12 protein-coding genes and 1 tRNA gene are annotated in these 17,390 nt (G+C 65.0%); 8 read left to right on the top strand and 5 right to left on the bottom strand.

Translation table 11 applies throughout. The features are described 5' to 3' along the window. Nucleotides 1-21: 21 nt before the first annotated feature. Nucleotides 22-1,071, top strand: a complete 1,050-nt coding sequence (rfbB, locus tag ABE454_RS11625) for a dTDP-glucose 4,6-dehydratase (protein WP_346531830.1) — start codon at nucleotides 22-24, stop codon at nucleotides 1,069-1,071. 316 nt (nucleotides 1,072-1,387) lie between these two features. Here the strand turns inward: rfbB and ABE454_RS11620 are convergent, their stop codons facing one another. Then, nucleotides 1,388-4,111, bottom strand: coding sequence for a TonB-dependent receptor domain-containing protein (locus ABE454_RS11620; protein WP_346531828.1), 2,724 nt, complete (start codon nucleotides 4,109-4,111; stop codon nucleotides 1,388-1,390). Nucleotides 4,112-4,301: 190 nt separating this feature from the next. Next, a complete protein-coding gene (locus ABE454_RS11615; RefSeq protein ID WP_346531826.1) occupies nucleotides 4,302-5,021 on the bottom strand; it encodes a helix-turn-helix domain-containing protein in 720 nt (239 codons plus the stop codon). A 114-nt stretch (nucleotides 5,022-5,135) separates the two neighbouring features. Here ABE454_RS11615 and ABE454_RS11610 point away from each other — a divergent pair, with 114 nt between their 5' ends. From ABE454_RS11610 to ABE454_RS11580, 7 genes are all read left to right on the top strand, one after another. Beyond that, nucleotides 5,136-7,109: a serine hydrolase domain-containing protein gene (locus ABE454_RS11610; protein ID WP_346531825.1), complete on the top strand. Its 1,974-nt coding sequence runs from the start codon at nucleotides 5,136-5,138 to the stop codon at nucleotides 7,107-7,109. A gap of 22 nt (nucleotides 7,110-7,131) precedes the next feature. Beyond that, a complete protein-coding gene (locus tag ABE454_RS11605) occupies nucleotides 7,132-8,142 on the top strand; it encodes a dipeptide epimerase (RefSeq protein WP_346531823.1) in 1,011 nt (336 codons plus the stop codon). Then, nucleotides 8,132-9,286 carry a dipeptidase gene (locus ABE454_RS11600; RefSeq protein WP_346531822.1) on the top strand — a complete coding sequence of 385 codons (1,155 nt, stop codon included), beginning with the start codon at nucleotides 8,132-8,134 and terminating at the stop codon, nucleotides 9,284-9,286. Before ABE454_RS11605 ends, ABE454_RS11600 begins: the two co-directional genes overlap by 11 nt. Nucleotides 9,287-9,386: 100 nt before the next feature. After that, a complete protein-coding gene (locus tag ABE454_RS11595; RefSeq protein ID WP_346531820.1) occupies nucleotides 9,387-10,505 on the top strand; it encodes a YkvI family membrane protein in 1,119 nt (372 codons plus the stop codon). A 68-nt stretch (nucleotides 10,506-10,573) separates the two neighbouring features. Then, the gene (locus tag ABE454_RS11590; RefSeq protein WP_346531818.1) at nucleotides 10,574-12,547 is read left to right on the top strand and encodes a serine hydrolase domain-containing protein; all 1,974 of its coding nucleotides are present in this window, start codon (nucleotides 10,574-10,576) and stop codon (nucleotides 12,545-12,547) included. Between the two features lie 121 nt (nucleotides 12,548-12,668). Next, complete coding sequence (locus tag ABE454_RS11585) at nucleotides 12,669-13,715, top strand: DUF1611 domain-containing protein (protein WP_346531816.1); 1,047 nt, start codon at nucleotides 12,669-12,671, stop codon at nucleotides 13,713-13,715. 84 nt (nucleotides 13,716-13,799) lie between these two features. Then, complete coding sequence (locus ABE454_RS11580; protein WP_346531814.1) at nucleotides 13,800-15,443, top strand: N-acyl-D-amino-acid deacylase family protein; 1,644 nt, start codon at nucleotides 13,800-13,802, stop codon at nucleotides 15,441-15,443. A gap of 511 nt (nucleotides 15,444-15,954) precedes the next feature. Here ABE454_RS11580 and ABE454_RS11575 read toward each other — a convergent pair. The 3 genes from ABE454_RS11575 to cpdR form a co-directional block, all read right to left on the bottom strand. Next, nucleotides 15,955-16,398, bottom strand: a complete 444-nt coding sequence (locus tag ABE454_RS11575) for a lysozyme inhibitor LprI family protein (RefSeq protein WP_346531812.1) — start codon at nucleotides 16,396-16,398, stop codon at nucleotides 15,955-15,957. 381 nt (nucleotides 16,399-16,779) lie between these two features. After that, nucleotides 16,780-16,854: transfer RNA gene (locus ABE454_RS11570), tRNA-Val, on the bottom strand. A gap of 115 nt (nucleotides 16,855-16,969) precedes the next feature. Then, nucleotides 16,970-17,326 carry a cell cycle two-component system response regulator CpdR gene (gene cpdR, locus ABE454_RS11565; RefSeq protein ID WP_346531810.1) on the bottom strand — a complete coding sequence of 119 codons (357 nt, stop codon included), beginning with the start codon at nucleotides 17,324-17,326 and terminating at the stop codon, nucleotides 16,970-16,972. Nucleotides 17,327-17,390 lie beyond the last annotated feature (64 nt).

Genomic DNA, 17,390 nt, shown 5'->3' with positions numbered 1-17,390 from the left:
GCAGGACTCGGGGAGACGCCTGTGCGGATATTGCTGACCGGCGGAGCCGGTTTTATCGGCTCAGCCCTGGTGCGTGAACTGTTGGGGCGTGGGTTTCAGGTTCTGGTCGTCGACAGCCTGACCTATGCTGGCGTCGCTGCCTCGCTGGATGAGGTTGCGGATTGTCCCGGTTTCCGTTTCCTGAAGGCCGACATCTGCGATGCAAAGGCCATGGCGGAGGCCTTCAGCGATTTCCGGCCGGACAGGGTCGCTCATCTGGCGGCTGAGACGCACGTTGACCGTTCGATCGATGGACCCTCTGTTTTCATCCGCACCAATATCGTCGGAACGCAGGTCCTGCTCGATCAGGCGCTGAGCTATTGGCGCGGTCTGGATGAGATGCGACGCCAACGCTTCCGCTTTCTGCATGTTTCTACCGATGAGGTGTTCGGTTCTCTGGGGGCGCAAGGGCGCTTTGATGAGACGACGCCCTATGATCCGCGTTCGCCATACTCTGCGTCCAAGGCGGCCTCTGATCATCTGGTGCGGGCTTGGGGGCATACATTCGGTCTGCCGGTGGTTATCAGCAACTGCTCAAATAACTATGGCCCACGTCAGTTTCCCGAAAAACTGATCCCGACGTTAATCCTGCGGGCTCTGTCGGGGCAGGAGCTGCCGATTTACGGGGATGGTCTCAATGTGCGGGATTGGCTGTTCGTTGAAGATCATGCACGCGCTCTGGCCATGATGCTTGAGGGAGCGTCGCCTGGGCGGACTTATTGCGTGGGGGGCGACGCCGAGCGCACAAACTTGCAGATCGCCGGGATGGTCTGCGCTGCGCTTGATAAGTTGCGCCCGCGCGCTGACGGACGCTCCCATGTCTCGGCCATCTGTAGGGTCGAGGATCGGCCCGGTCATGATCGCCGCTACGCTGTCAACGCAGAGCTGATCAAGCGCGAACTGGGCTGGCGTCCGCATAGCGATATCGATAACGCCATCGCTTTGACTGTGGCCTGGTATCTTGAAAACGAAGCATGGTGGGCGCCGCTGATCGCAGGCAACCTGAAAAGACGAGGTTTGACGGAAGCCTAAGGCTATTCGGCGCACGTGACTACGCAAGGGCTCGGCGTCGGACGCTGACATTGCGGCTATGCCCTTTGGATTGACCGCAGCCCAAGTTCGCGCAGCCGCCTCCAGAGGGGCGATGAGCATGCCGGCATAGCGATCTGACAGCACGCACCGCACCGCGTCACGGCCAGGGGAAGGACGGTGCGGCAAGGTCGGCTGTGAAAATTGGCAAACGACGACGGCGGTATGTTCAGGTGTTTGTCTTGACGCAAAAAAGAGGCGCGCCTGCCGGTCACAGCAGGCGCGCCCTGAGGAGAGAGCCGTTTACAGGGAGAGGGGTCTAGAAGCGGGCCTTGGCCCCCACCTGGAAGTAGCGGCCCATGGAATCGTACAGGGCGGTGCCCTGCAGGACGAAGGGCGGCTGGCGGTCGAACAGGTTGTTGACGTTGGCGGTGACGCTGATGCGTTCGTCCAGCTTCAGCTCCACGCCCAGGTCGACATAGGTGCGGCTGCTGACCTTGTTGTTGGTGATGTTCATGAAGCGGTTGAAGTCGCCGCCGTCGACGTAGCGCATGCGCAGGTCGACGTTCAGTTCATCGCTCAGATAGGAGACGCTGCCCGTTCCGCGCCATTGCGGCGTGGCGAAGGACAGGTTGTCGCCCACGTTGCCGACGCGGTCGGCCGGGCCGGTGCCTGCGTCGAAGGTCAGCTTTTCGACATAGCTGGCCAGGGCGCGGAACTGCAGCGTTCCGTTGATGGCCTGCGGCTGCACCCGATAGGCGAACTCCATGTCGACGCCCTGGATGTCGAAGGTCTGGAAGTTCAGGGCGGTCGAATAGATGGTGTTGACCGAGCCGGTGGTCTGGCCCGGTGCGGGCGGATCGCGGTGGATGGCGGCGCACAGGGAGGCGTTGCCGGCGCGGCACTGATTCAGGATTTCCTGGGCGCCGATGGTGCCGATGACGTCGTCGATCTCGATCTTGTAGAAGTCCAGCGATGAGCTGAAGCCCGGCAGGAAGCGCGGCGTATAGGTCAGGCCGACCGAGAAGGTGTCGGCGATTTCCGGTCCCAGATCCGGGTTGCCCCCGGCGTACAGGTTGACCTGATAGGTCTGGCCGTTCTGGAACGGGTCGGAAATGGTCGACAGATAGGTGGTCCGCGTCGAGAACAATTCGCTGATGCTGGGCGCGCGGATATCGCGTGACGAGACGACGCGCAGCAACAGATCTTCGAACAGGCGGCTGGTGGCGCCCATCTTCCACGACCAGATGCCGCCGGCGGTGCTGTAGTCGCTGTAGCGGGCGGCGCCGTTGATATCCAGCGTCGCATTCTGCGCGTTCAGCAGGGGCACGGCGACCTCGACGAAGCCCTCCTTCACGTCATAGCGGCCGTCCAGGGTGGCGTAGTTGAGCGGGCTGAGGGCGCCCGCCTGCGAGTAGGGGTCGGTGTTGCGCGTATACAGGCTCTGGCGGTGCATCTCGGCGCCCAGGGCCACGGACACGGGACCGGCCCAGGTCGAGAAGGGATCGCCGCGCAGGCTGAAACCCGCTGCATCCAGCTTGCCGCCCGTCTGACCCGAACCGGAGGCGAAGGCATAGGCGATGGCCTCGTCGGACATGTTGCCGACGCCGAACAGGTTCAGCGGACGACAGGCGCTGTTCGGATTGGTCAGGGCGTCGCGGCAGACAATCTGTCCCGAGCCGTTGTCGACGGCGTCGATGGCGCGGTTGAAGTTGGCGGCGATACGCTCATTGTGGATTGCGTTCGGGTTCCTCACCTCGCCGTGGGTGTAATAGGCGCTGTAGCGCCACGGCTTGCCCATGGCGTCGAAGCTGCCGTCGATGCCGATCGAGCCTTCATAAACCTCGCGCTCATAGTCGATGCCCAGATAGCCGCGCTCGCCTACATCGGCCAGAAGACGGCCCATGCGGAAGCCGGTCTCGCCCGCCGCCAGTAGCTGGTTGCGGATGTCCTGCGACAGGAAGGCGTTGTCGGCCTTGATCAACAGGCCCGCGCCCGCGCTGCCGGGAATGGCTTCGGGGAACATGGGATAGTCCCCCTGGGTCATCGAATAGCTGGCGTCGAACCAGACCGTCGCCCGCTCGGTCAGGGCGTAGGTGGCGCGGCCGAACAGATTGTAGCGCTCAAAGGGGGCGCTGACCGCCAGGTGGTCCAACTGGTTGCGCGCGCCGATGCCGTCATAGGGGCGCAGGCTGCCGTCAGGGTTGAACACCTGGCCGGCCAGGGCGCCGCTGGTGATCATGCCGCCCGGCATATAGTTCTTGGCCTTCAGGCCGTTGACCAGGGTCAGAGAGCCGTCCGGATTGGCGACGGCGCTGGTGTCCAGGCTGGGGCGCTTGCGCGTCTCGCGGCCGAAGGCGCCATGATCCTTCACATATTCGGCGGAGACCATGTAGTGGCCGCGACCGTTGTTGAAATCGGCTCCATAGGCGCCGTTGATGCGGTGGCGTTCGCCGTCGCCGCGCGACGAGATGCCGGTGGTGGCGCTCAGTTCGCCGCCGCTGAACTCATCGTCCAGGATGATGTTGACCACGCCCGCCACGGCGCCCGATCCCCAGGCGGCCGAGGCGCCGCCGGTGACGACTTCGGCGCGTTTGACCAGGTTCATCGGCACGCTGTTCAGGTCGCTGCTGCCGGAGAAGCGACGGCCGTTCAGCAGGGTCAGGGTGCGGTTGGCGCCCAGGCCGCGCAGGTCGACCGTAAAGGTGCCGGACGTGGTGTTGCCCATGGTCGTCGAGGGCGTCGTCGTCGGACGTATCGACGGCAGGTCGTTCAGAACCTCGGCGACGTTGCCGCGCGCGCCGATGCGCAGTTCCGTCTCGCCGATGACCGTGGTCGGGGTCGGGGCGCTGAAGCCCGCGCGATCGATGCGCGAGCCGGTGACGACGATTTCATTGACGGTGGTCGGTTCGGACGTGTCCGCGTTGCTGTTTCTGGAGACGACGTCCTGCGCCATGACCAGACCGGGCGCGCAAAGCCCCGCCAGCAGGGCGGTGGTCGCCAGCCATGTTGATTTCGCCCGAATGGGTCCTGTCGTTTTCATCTTCACTCCCCCGGTGTGTTTTTTGTGCAGCGCCGCATGGGGGCGGGCCGCTTGGAGGAGAGGCTTGGAGGCTGGACGGAAAAAGTCCAGCAAAAAATGTCCCAATCAGGACTGATATTTCAAATCGGGCCTAATTTTGGCCTGAACCTTGACCAAATTGCATCCGTTCAGATCGGTCGAGCGATTTGAATCATGGCGCTTTTCCGGAGCTGGCCGGAAGATCGTTGCCGCGCAGGGCCATCATCTCATTGAAAAGTTCTTCGTCCGCACTGGAGCACAGGGCCAGAACGCTGGCCTTCTCATGCCCGTCCGCAACAACAAAGGCGTGACCCATCTGTGAGTCGAGATAGATGGACTGATTTTTTTCAAGTACGACCGGGTCGTAGAATTCGGTATGGACTTCAATCGCGCCTTCCAGAACATAGATGTATTCTTCGCCTGCGTGACGAATAAGCTTGCCGAAATCTTTCACGGACTTGGCGCGAATGTGGGTGACGATCGGGATCATGCGTTTCTTACGCAGTTCCGGGCACAGATAGTGGTAGACGTAGTTGTCCGTTTCGACCCGGATCGCATTGTCGAAACTGCCCAGGCTGCGGCGGGCGGTGACGGCGACGGGGTCGGCGGCCTTTCCCTCTGAAAACAGTTCGGACATCGGCATCCCCAGCCTTTGGCTGAGTTGCAGAAGCTTGTCGTAGGTCAGGGTCAGCCGGTCATGTTCGACCTTGGACAGGGTCGATACCGGAATGCCGGAATGCTGGCTCATCTCCTTGAGCGTCCAGTCGTTTTTTGCACGAATGGCCCGCATGATTCCGCCGAGGGTGGGGTGCGTCGTATTCGAGGACATCGCCGTGTCTGTCTTTCCGCCGCCCATGAAAACATGGGTTGACAATTTTCTGATCAGGATCACGTAATCCTGCCCAGAGTGTGCTGTTGGCTGATTTTATCGGTTGAAGGCGGCTTTGCAAGAATGACGCGAAACGCGCGCGGGGAGCGATGCGAAAGACGTCACGGGGAGGAAACGATGAAATTACGCAGGATTTTCCTGTCGGCGGCCTTGTTGCTGGCCTCCGCCTCAATGGCGGGCGCCCAGGGTCAGAACCCGCCTGCTGCTGCGGCGGGGCCGTCGGCGCCGGTCGCTGCAACGCCTGCGCGACCGGTTCTGGACCGGGCGGATCTGGAGTCGTGGCTGGACGGCTACATGCCCTACGCCCTGCGGCGCGGCGATATCCCGGGCGCCACCGTGGCGGTGGTCAAGGACGGTCAGGTGCTGCTGCTGCGCGGCTATGGCGTTTCTGATGTGAAAACCGGCGCCCCGGTGGATCCGAACACGACGTTGTTCCGACCGGGCTCCATCTCCAAGCTGTTCGTCTGGACGGCGGTGATGCAACTGGTCGAACAGGGCAGGCTGGATCTGGACCGCGACGTCAACGAATACCTCGATTTCGAGATTCCGGCGCCGGACGGCAAGCCGCTGACCCTGCGTAACATCATGACGCACCGGTCGGGCCTGGAGGAGAGCATCCGGGGTCTGATCCGCACGCATGGCGATGGTCTTCCGACCACGGAAGAAGCGCTGAAGGCGTGGATTCCCGAGCGAATCTTCGCGCCCGGCACGACCCCGGCCTATTCCAATTATGCGACCTCGCTGGCGGGCTACATCGTCCAGCGCGTCTCGGGCATGCCGTTCGAGGACTATATCGAGCGCAACGTCTATGCGCCGATCGGCATGACGAAGAGCACCTTCCGGCAGCCGCTGCCGCCTGCCTTGGCGCCGCACATGTCGAAGGGCTATCCGCGCGCCTCGGCGCCGGCGGCCAACTATGAATATGTCGGACTGGCCTCGGCGGGCAGCATGGCCACGACGGCCGACGACATGGCCCGCTTCATGATCGCCCATCTGGACGAAGAGGGCGGCGCCCTGCTGCGTCCGGACACCAAGCGGGCGATGCATCGGACCATCACGCGCGCCTTTCCGGGGCTGAACGGCATGGCGCTGGGCTTCTATCAGGAAGACGTCAACGGCCATAAGGTCGTGGCGCACGGCGGCGCGACGCGGGTGTTCCGGTCGAACCTGTGGCTGTTCATCGACGACGGCGTCGGCATCTTCGTCTCGCTGAATGCCGGGGGCGTCAACAACAGCGCGGGCGCCGTGCAGACGGGCCTGTTTGAAGGCTTCGCCGACCGCTATTTCCCCTCCGACGCGCCGTCGCCCAAGCCGCTGGATGCGGCGACCGCACGCGCCCATGCGCAGGAGATTTCGGGCTATTATCTGCCGTCGCGCCGGGCCGATTCCAGCTTCCTGCGCTTCGCCTATCTGCTGCAGCAGTTTCAGGTGAAGGCGGGCGCCGACGGCCGGCCGGTGATCGCCGCCGCCAAAAGCATTGGCGGCGCGCCGATGCAGCTGGTCGAGATCGAGCCCTATCTCTGGCAGGACCAGCTGAGCAAGGCGCGCATGAGCGCCGTGGTCGAGAACGGCAAGGTCAAACAGCTCGGCTTCAACAACAGCCCCTTCGCCGTCTTCGTGCCCGCGCCCTGGTATCTGACGCGCGGCCTGATGTTCCCGCTGCTGATGGGCGCCATGGGCGTTCTGGCCCTGGCCGCCCTGTCATGGCCCGTCGCCGCCATCGCCCGCAAACGCTATGGCGTCCCGATGAAGCTGGAGGGCCGCGACCGCGTGGCCTACCGCGTCGTCCGGGGCCTGTCGTGGGTGTCGCTGGCGACCTTGCTGGGCTGGTGCGTGATCCTGCCGTCCATGCTGTCCAAGATGGACATGATCAACGGCGGCGCGGACGGCGTGGTGCGCCTGCTTCAGGTCGGCAGCGTCATCGGCTTCATCGGCTTTGCGGCCGCGGCCGTGTGGAATGCGGTGCTGGTCTGGCGCGGCGGACGGGGCTGGGGAAGCCGGGTCTGGAGCCTGCTCATGCTGGCCGCCGGAGCCATCATCCTGATGATCGCCTTCAACTACCACCTGTTCGCCTTCAGCCTGAATTACTGAAGAGTATCTGGAGTTTATCGTAATGGCTGGAAGCCTTCGCCTGTCCGTCAAAGAGGACAACCTGCCGCTGAAGCGCCCCTTCCGCATCTCGGGCTATGAGTTCACCCATACCTCGCGGATCGTGGTGACGCTGGACGACGGCGTGCATCAGGGCCGGGGCGAGGGCAACGGCGCCTATTATCTGGGCGACGATGTGCCCGCCATGCTGGCCGCCGTGGCCAGCGTGAAGGAGGCGATCGAGGCGGGCGCCGACCGTCAGGCGCTGCAGACGCTGTTGCCGCACTGCGGCGCGCGCAATGCGCTTGATGCGGCGCTGTGGGATCTGGAGGCCGCGCGCACCGGTCTTCCGGCGTGGAAGACGGCGGGCGTGGGCGCGCCCAAACCTCTGCTGACCACGCTGACGCTGGGCGCAGGCGACCCCGCCGCCATGGCCGAGCAGGCGTCCGGCGAATACCGTCAGGCCCGCGCTATCAAGATCAAGCTGACCGGCGAACTGGCGCTGGATCTGGCGCGGGTCGACGCCGTGCGCGCCGCCCGGCCCGACGTCTGGATCGGCGTCGACGCCAATCAGGGCTTCGGCATCGACGAGCTGCCGCCGCTGATCGAAGGCCTGCTGGCGGCGGACGTGCAACTGCTGGAGCAGCCGCTGAAGCGCGGGCGCGAGGCGGATCTGGATGGTTTCCGTTCGCCCATTCCGTTGGCGGCGGATGAAAGCGCCCTGTGTCTGGCCGACGTGCAGGGACTGGTCGGGCGGTTCGACACGGTCAACATCAAGCTGGACAAGTGCGGCGGCCTGACCGAGGCGCTGGCCATCGCCCGCGAGGCCAAGTCGCGCGGCCTGGGCGTCATGGTCGGCAATATGATGGGCTCCAGCCTGGCGACCGCCCCGGCCTTCCTGGTCGGCCAACTGTGCGACATCGTCGATCTGGACGGGCCGGTCTTCCTGGCTCAGGACGAGACGCCGTCGGTCCAGTACATCGACGGCTACATCCACTGCGACACCGGCTGGGGCGGCTCCAACCATGGCGGATAGGCCGCAGGGGCCCGCCCCTGATCGACGCGGACTGCTGAAGGGGGCGGCGGCCGCCGCCGTCTTCACCGGCGCGCCGATGATCAGCACGGGCGCCTATGCTCTGGACGGCGGGACGACGACCTATTCGCGACGGGCTGTGGATCTGGTGCAGGGCGCCATGGTCATCGACATGCTGGCGCCGCTGAAGCTGGACTTCAGGCCGGAATATTTCGCCAGTCCGCTGAGCGCGCAGGACGAGGCGGACTTCCGCGCCTCGGGCATCACCGGCTTTCACAACGCCCTCGGTTTCGGCGATCCGAACGCCTATGAGACGGCGCTGGCCTATTTCGCGGCGTGGCAGGGGTTCGCCGGGCGCAACGCCCATGTCTTCTCGCTGGTCGATCGGGCCGCGGATCTGGATCGGGCCAAGGCGGACGGCAAATGCGCCGTCATCATGGGCGTTCAGAACTCGGACCACTTCCGCACCGTGGCGGATGTGAAGCTGTTCCATCAGCTGGGCCAGCGCTGTTCGCAGCTGACCTATAACAGCCAGAACCGACTCGGTTCGGGCAGCACCGAGCGGGTGGACGGCGGCCTGACCGATTATGGGCTGCAGATCATGGAGGCCATGAATGCGGTCGGCATGATGATCGACGTCTCGCACTGCGGCGATCGTACGACGCTGGACGCTATCGCCCACTCGACCCGGCCCGTCGCCATCACCCACAGCAACTGCCGGGCCCTGGTCGATCACCCGCGCGTCAAGACCGACGAGGCCATCCGCGCCATGGCGGCCCGGGGCGGCGTCATGGGCATAACCGGGGTGCGGATGTTCGTCCGCGACCGTGAGCCGGTCGGCGTGGCCCATGTGGCGGACCATATCGACCATGTGGTGCGGCTGACGGGCATCGAGCACGTCGGCATCGGCTCGGACGCCGATCTGAACGGCTATGACGACATGCCCGCCGATCAGTATGAGGCGCTGAAGGCGGGCTATAAATCCAGCTACGCCTTCCGCGACAAGATCGACACCGACGGCTTCGACCATCCGCGCAAGGTCTATGACCTGACCGAGGAACTGATCCGTCGCCGCTATTCCGACGACAACATCAGGGCGGTTCTGGGCGGCAACTTCCGGCGCCTGCTGGCCGACATCATCGGCTGAAGCCCCCAGTGACGGATAAGAACCACATGACACAGTCGATCTGGGCGCGCCTGAGAGGCGCTGCGGCGACGCCGTTTCTGACGGCCCGCGGAGAGGCGCTATGAGCGGCGCCGCGTCGGCGACGGCCGGCTGGTTCCAGCGTCTCATCCTGCCGGGCCTCGCCTTCAAGGCGGCGGTGATCGGCGGCGGCTACGCCACCGGCCGCGAACTGGTCGAGTTCTTCATGCCGGGCGGCCCGTGGGGCGGGCTGGGCGGCATAATGGTCGCCATGCTGGTCTGGAGCGTCGTCTGCGCCATGACCTTTGTCTTCGCCCGCATGACAGGGGCGGGCGATTATCGCAGCTTCTTCCGCGCCCTGCTGGGACGCGGCTGGGTGGTGTTCGAGGTCGCCTATTTCGTCTTCATCGTTCTGGTGCTGGCCGTGTTCGGCGCGGCGGCGGGCGAGATCGGCGTGTCCATGTTCGGATGGCCGCCGCTGGCGGGCACGCTTCTGCTGATCGTCGGGGTGGTGGGGTTCGCCGCCTTCGGCAATGCGGTGGTGGAGGCGCTGTTCAAATACGTCTCCTTCCTGCTCTACGCCGTCTATGCGATCTTTCTGGTCCTGTGTCTGGCGGGGTTCGGCGATCAGATCGCCGCGACCTTCACCGGCCCGGCGGTAGCGCCTGCCAAGGCGGGCGCCCACTGGGCGATGAGCGGCCTCAGCTACGCCAGCTATAATGTCATCGGCGCGGTGGTGATCCTGCCGGTCGTGCGGCACATGACCAGCCGCCGCGATGCGGTGGTGGCGGGCCTGATCGCCGGGCCGCTGGCCATGGCGCCGGCGCTGTTGTTCTTCGTCTGCATGATGGCCTTCTATCCGGGCATCGGCGCCGAGAAGCTGCCGTCGGACTTCATGCTGGCCCAGCTGAACCTGCCGATCTTCCGGGCGCTGTTTCAGCTGATGATCTTTGCGGCCCTGCTGGAAAGCGGCGTGGGCTTCCTGCACGCGATCAATGAGCGGGTGTCGGGCGCATGGGCGGCGCGGCGCGATACGCCGTTCCCCGCCGTGCTGCGCGGCGGCATTTCGGGCGTCTTCCTGATCGGCGCCATCTTCCTGGCGGCCAAGGTCGGGCTGATCGACCTGATCGCCTCGGGCTATGGCGCCTTCGGCTACATCATGCTGGCGATCTTCGTCCTGCCGTTGATGACGCTGGGCCTGTGGCGGGTGATCCGCAAATGAGCCGGGCGGATGTTTTTGTTCAGAAGAAATCAAGCGCGTCCCGGCGGGATGCAGGACGGGGAACGACGATGCAGGTGGTCAGGATGATGAAGGCGGCGGGCGTGCTGGCGTTCAGCGCGCTGGCGCTGTCGGCCGCTCCCGTTTCGGCGCAGGCGCCGGCTCCGTCGGCGCCTGCTGTCGGCGTTGCGGCGCCCCCGGCCGAGCGTGCCATGACCAAGGCGGACGTCGACGCATGGCTGGACGGCTTCATGCCCTACGCCCTGCGACGCGGCGATGCGGCGGGTGCGGTGGTGGTCGTCGTGCGCGACGGGCAGGTGCTGACCCAGCGCGGTTTCGGCTATTCCGACGTGGCCGGGCGGCGTCCTGTCGACCCTGAAACGACCCTGTTCAAACAGGCGTCCGTCTCCAAGCTGATGACCTGGACCGCCGTCATGCAGATGGTCCAGCAGGGTAAGATCGACCTGGACGCGGACATAAACACCTATCTGGATTTCCGCATTCCGCCGCGCGACGGCCAGCCGATCACCATGCGCAACCTGATGACCCACACGGCGGGCTTTGATGAGGTTCAGCGCGGCCTGAACAGCTATGATCAGAAGGACATGCCGCCCCTGGGCGAGGCGATGAAGCGCCAGATTCCCGACCGCATCTATGCGCCGGGGACCACGCCCGCCTATTCGAACTATGGCACGGCGCTGGCGGGCTATGTGGTCGAGCGCGTCTCGGGCGAGCCGTACAACACCTATGTCGCGCGCCACATCTACGCCCCGACAGGCATGACGCATTCGACGATGGACCAGAAGCTGCCCGCGCGGCTGGAGCCTCTGCTGGCCAGCGGCTATCAGCGCGGGTCCGGCGCTGCCGGGCTTCCGGAACTGAGCGCCTTTGCGCCCGCGGGCGGCATGACGGCGTCCGGCGCGGACATGGGCCGCTTCATGCTGGCCCATCTGGATCATGGCGGGCCGCTGATGGATGCGGCCACGTCGCAGCTGATGCAGACCAGCATCACGCGCCTGATGCCGCCGCTGAACGGCATGGCGCTGGGCTTCTATGAGCAGAATACGAACGGTCGGCGGGTGCTGTCGCACGCGGGCGACAGCGTCCAGTTCCACAGCCAGCTGTGGATTCTGCCGGATGAGAAGACCGGCATCTATATGTCGATGAACGCGGCCGGCTCCGACAAGCTGTCCGCCGCGATCCGGACCCATCTGTTCGAGGCCTTCGCCGACCGCTACTTCCCCGGCGCCCCGCAGGACGGCCGCGTCGATGAGGCGACTGCGCGCGAGCACGCCCGGATGATGGTCGGCACCTACAACAAGACGCGCAGGCTGGAGAACAGCTTCCTCAAGGCGATGGAGCTGGCGGGCCAGTACAAGGTCAGCCTGAACGCCCAGGGCGGCCTCGTCTTCAAGGCGGCGCAGACTCTGGGCGGCGGAAACCGCGAATGGGTCGAGATCGAGCCTTTCGTCTGGCGCGAGGTCGGCGGCAAGATGCGTCTGGCGGCCGAGGTCAAGGACGGCAAGGTCGTGCGCATCGGCATCGATTCCTCCTCGCCCTATATGCTGTTCGACCGGGCGCCCTGGTACAGCTCGACCGCCTGGCTGGCGCCCGCCTTCCTGGCGAGCATGGGCGTGCTGGTTCTGACGGCGGCGTCCTGGCCCTTCATGGCTGTGGTGCGGCGCCGCTACGGCGCGCGGCTGGAGCGCACCGGCGCGCGCCGGACGGCCTATCGTCTGACGCGGCTGCTGTCGCTGCTGGGCGCGGGGCTGATGGTGGGCTGGATGGTGTTCGTCAGCGCCCTGGTGTCCAGTTTTGCGCGCCTGAACGGCGAACTCGACGGCGTCCTGATCGCCCTGCAGATCGTCACGCCGCTGATCCTGCTCGCGCTGGTCGCCACGGCGCTGTGGAATGTCTGGCTGACGTGGACCGGGCCGCGCGCGGTGCTGGGGCGGCTGTGGAGCGTGGTGGTGGCGGCCGCTGCGGTCGTGCTGCTGTGGATCGCCGTCGTCTTCCATCTGATCGGCTTCGGCACGGCCTTCTGAGCATGGGGCGGTCTGGAAGAATGCAATTCTCCAATCAGAAAATTATATCCCAATTGGGATTGCAAGGGCGCTTTGCGGCGCTCATGATCGGGCGAGATTTGGTTCTTTCAGGTGTAGCTCCGTGAACATTCAGACCCCCCTCGACGTCAGCGCCGGTTCGCTGAGCCTGCCGCAGCCCTATCTGCTGTTTCTGGCGGACACGACCGAGCCGGGCTTCGCCAAGACGGCCTTCGGCCTGCGCGACTGGGCGCCTGAAAAGTGCGTCGGCGAATACGCCCTCAGCGCCGGAACGGTCAGCGCGGGCCTGACCGTCATGACCCCGGCCGAAGCCAAGGCTCAGGGCGCAGGGGCCCTGCTGATCGGCGTGGCCAACGGCGGCGGCATCATCTCCTCGACCTGGATCCCGGCGCTGATCGAGGCGCTGGAAGCCGGGCTGGATATCGTCAGCGGCATGCATATGCGCCTGCACGAAATCCCCGAGCTGGCGGAAGCCGCCCGCCGTCTGGGCCGTCGTCTGATCGACGTGCGCGACCCGCCGCGCGGCCTGAAGATCGCCACCGGCAAGAAGCGCTCGGGCCATCGTCTGCTGACGGTCGGAACGGACTGCGCCCTGGGCAAGAAATATACGGCGCTGGCCATCGCCAGGGCGTTCGCCGCGCGCGGCGTGGATGCGGACTTCCGCGCCACCGGCCAGACCGGCATCATGATCGCAGGCGGCGGCGTGCCGATGGACGCCGTCATCTCGGACTTCGAAGCGGGCGCCGCCGAAATGATCAGCCCCGAGGCCGCGCCCGGCCACTGGGACGTGATCGAGGGGCAGGGCTCCCTGTCGCATCCCTCCTATGCGGCGGTGTCGCTGGGCCTGCTGCACGGCAGCCAGCCGGACGTCATCGTGGTGTGCCATGAACCGGGCCGCTCGCACGTTCTGGGCAACCCCGACTACGCCCTGCCGACCATTGAAGAGACGATCGAGCTGAACCTGCTGATGGGCCGTCGCACCAATCCGAACATCCGTTGCGCGGGCGTCTCCTTCAACACGGCGCATATGGACGAAGCCTCAGCCGTCGCCCTGATGAAGAGCGAATCTGAGCGTCTGGGCCTGCCGGTCGCCGACCCGGTGCGTGGAGGCGAACTGTTCGATCGCCTTGTGGACGCCTGCCTGTCATGAGGACAGGCGGGCCGCGCCCGGCCCGCGAAGATCAGTAAACAAGAGTGCTGCGTCGGCGACCCGCCGCGCCAAGGGAGGATGAAGATGAAGAAACTGGCGGTTCTGTATGGTGCGGTCGCCGTGCTCCTGTGCGCAGGCGCATCGTCGGCCTACGCCTCTGCGCCCGAGTATGACATCGTCATCCGCAACGGCCGCGTGCTGGACGGAGCGGGCAATCCGTGGGTCCACGCCGATGTGGCGGTCAAGGACGGCCGCGTGGTCAGCGTCGGTCAGGTGACGGGCAGCGGCGCGCGCGAAGTGGACGCCACGGGCCGCTATGTCTCGCCGGGCTTCATCGACATGATGGACCAGTCGGGCCGTGTCCTGCTCAAGAGCGGCGAGGCCGAGAACAAGCTGCGTCAGGGCGTCACGACCGTGATCGCGGGCGAGGGCGGCACTCCCGTCCCCGCCGCCGACATCCCCGGCTATTTCCAGCAGCTGGAGCAGCAGGGCATCTCGATCAACTTCGGCACCTATTATTCGTCGACGCAGGCGCGGGTGAAGGTGATGGGCGACGGCGCGGGTTCGCCCACCGAGGCCCAGCTGAACGAGATGAAGAACGAGGTCCGCACGGCGATGCAGGCTGGCGCCTTCGGCCTGACCAGCGCCCTGATCTATCCGCCCAGCAGCTTCCAGAGCACTTCCGATCTGGTGACGCTGGCCGGTGTTTCGGCCCAGTGCGGCGGCTTCTACGCCACCCATATGCGCGATGAGAGCGGCGATCTGGTCCAGGCCGTCGAAGAAGCCATCGAGATCGGCGAGAAAAGCGGCGCCAAGGTCGAGATCTTCCACCTGAAGGCCGCCTATGCGCCGGGCTGGGGCCAGCTGATGCCGCAGGCCGTTGCGACCATCAATGCGGCGCGCGCGCGCGGCGTCGACGTGGCGGCGGACCTCTATCCCTATACGGCGGGCGGCACGGGTCTTGAGATCATCGCCCCCAGCTGGGTCTGGGCCGACGGCATCGAAAAGGGACTGGAGCGCCTGCGCGATCCGGCCCTGCGCGAGCGGATGAAGGCCGAGGTCGAGGCGGGCTCGATGCCGGGCTGGTCCAATCTGGTCCACGCCTCGGGCGGGTTCGGCAACGTCCGGCTGGCCAACGGCTTCAGCGAGAAATACGCCCCCTACCACGGCAAGAGTCTGGCCGAGATCGGCGCGGCGCTGAACCGCCACCCGGCGGACGCGGCGTGGGACATCCTGTTGGAAGGACTGCCGAACCGTTCGGTCGCCCTCTATTTCATGATGAGCGAGCCGGACATCGAGACGGCCCTGCAACAGCCCTGGGTCAGCATCGGCAGCGACGCCGCGGCGTCTGAAAGCCTGGGGGCGATGGACGCTCTGGGTCTGCCGCACCCGCGCGCCTACGGCACCTTCCCGCGCATCATTGCTGAATATGTGAAGCGCCGCCCGGTGCTGTCGCTGGAAGACGCGGTGCGCAAGATGACGGGCTGGCCCGCCCAGCGGATGGGCCTGAGCGATCGCGGCCTGATCCGTGAAGGGATGCGCGCCGACATCGTCGTCTTCGACCTGGACACGCTGGACGACGTGGCGGGCTGGGATAATCCGACCGACGTGCCGACCGGCATCGAGACGGTCATCGTCAACGGCGTCGTCACCCTGGCCGACGGCGCCCACAGCGGCGCCCGCGCCGGAAACGTCCTGCGCCATCAGTGCGTGATCCCCGGCGCCTGATCAGAAGCAAGTTCTGATTGTCTGCAATATCGCCCGGCGGTTGATCAACCGTCGGGCGATAAATATATGCAGATCAGATACGCCTGTGCATTAAGACGCTACGGTTAGACAGTATTGAGTGTGAAGGTCTGTAAAGAGCCGCTAGAAATTTTCCGGTGTTCGCAACCAATGAGGCGATTTCTGTTCGCGCTGAATATCGTGAATTTTCGAATATGAACCTACGCGGGTACGGATCAACGCCTGCGTGACGTGGGCGGGAACAACCAGGATACTCGCTGGGATGTTCACCGGCGTCGGGACAGGGGGGCCTGACGACGCCAGGATCAGTCGGAAGCGGGTAGGGAATCCTGCATTAAAAGGAAGGGCGATCCTTACGGGTCGCCCTTCCTAGCCGATGGAGGCGATGACGCGGTTCAGGACAGATTCAGAAAGAACACATTGTAGCCGAACGTCACGATTGAGCGGGCTATAGCGAAAGCAAGGAGCGTCAAGGGCAAGCTCGGCCGCGCCTTCAGTTGAAACCGCTACGCGGCGGCTCGGCCAGGCGAGGAATCCCTTCCATCGGCGTTAGGTATTCGCGCCAGACGTAGTGCGTGCGTTCCCGGATAAGCTCCATCTCGCAACTGGCGGCCATGACTGTACGGATCGTGCCTGGCCTCCAATAGGTGTCCACTGCACCGCACGCTGCGTCGACATAGGCCCGCCACAGTCGCTCACCCTCACGGATTTCCGCTATTAGGGCCTCTGAATCTCTTTCGCCGTTCTCCCGCAGGACCGCATAGGCGGTGTCCGTGTACAGGCGCAGGTTCTCCTCGAGGGCCCTGACATCGCGCCCAGCGCAGACGTTCTGCTCCATCGTCGAGCCCGCGTTGGCGCAGTCGACATCTGACTCATCATCCTGAACCGTCGCTGAACTGAGCGACAGCGCAGCGAATAAAGCCAACAGCACCGCCATCGCGATCTCCTTGAATTAACTAGGCGCCGATAGTGGCATCCCCGGTGGATGCTGACCATTCGAGAAAGTGGCGGCCCCGCAGCCCTTACAGTAACGGAGCCTCCCTGTACGGAAGCGGAATCTATGGTGAGTCGCCTCAACTGATAGAGGAGACGATAGAGAACGATCGCAGCCCAAAGGAGAGCCTATGCAGAACTCCAGCTCTCGTCCGAAATCAGACGTTCCGGACATCAGAAACGAGCTAAATGAAGACCAGTCGCAAATTGGGTGATCGCTCATGACGCAATGGGGGGAGTCGCGCGGGCGAGCGGCTAACCAGGAAATCTGGTCAGTTTCTAGCCAACATTAGCTGGGCGGTATCTCTTAAGTCTTTGAAAGAGATGGTGGACGCGACAGGGATTGAACCTGTGACCCCTACGATGTCAACGTAGTGCTCTCCCGCTGAGCTACGCGTCCGCCTGTTCTGCGGCCCCTCGGCGGTTGAGCCGGTGGGCGGGAAGGCGGCGTCTATAACCCGCAGTTTGCGGGGGCTGCAAGGGGCTTTGACGCCTTTCCTCGACTTTTCTTTCGCTTAGGCCGCGATCATGCGTTCGACCTCGTTCACCAGGTCGCGCAGGTGGACGGGTTTGGACAGGACTTTGGCCTGGGGCGAGGCCTGGGCGGCGCTGAGGGCGACGGCGGCGAAGCCGGTGATGAACATGATGCGCAGGCCCGGCTGGCGGGCGGCGGCGACGCGGGCGACCTCGATGCCGTCAGCGCCCGGCATGACGATGTCGGTCAGCAGCAGGTCGTAGGGGCCCTGGTCCAGGGCGTCGATGGCGTCGTCGCCGTTCTCGCAGGCCACGACCTCATGATCGGCCCGCTCCAGGGCGCGGGTCAGGAAGCCGCGAAGAGAGCCGTCGTCTTCGGCCAGAAGGATGCGCGCCATGATGAAATCGAAACCGTTGGAAACAGCCCGGACCATAGGTCGCGCGGGGTAAACCGGCGATGAA

Source organism: Brevundimonas diminuta, from assembly GCF_039673845.1.
Classification (GTDB): Bacteria; Pseudomonadota; Alphaproteobacteria; order Caulobacterales; family Caulobacteraceae; genus Brevundimonas; species Brevundimonas diminuta_E.
The sequence above is the reverse complement of the archived record's forward strand: the minus strand, read 5'-3'. Positions and strand labels throughout refer to the sequence as shown.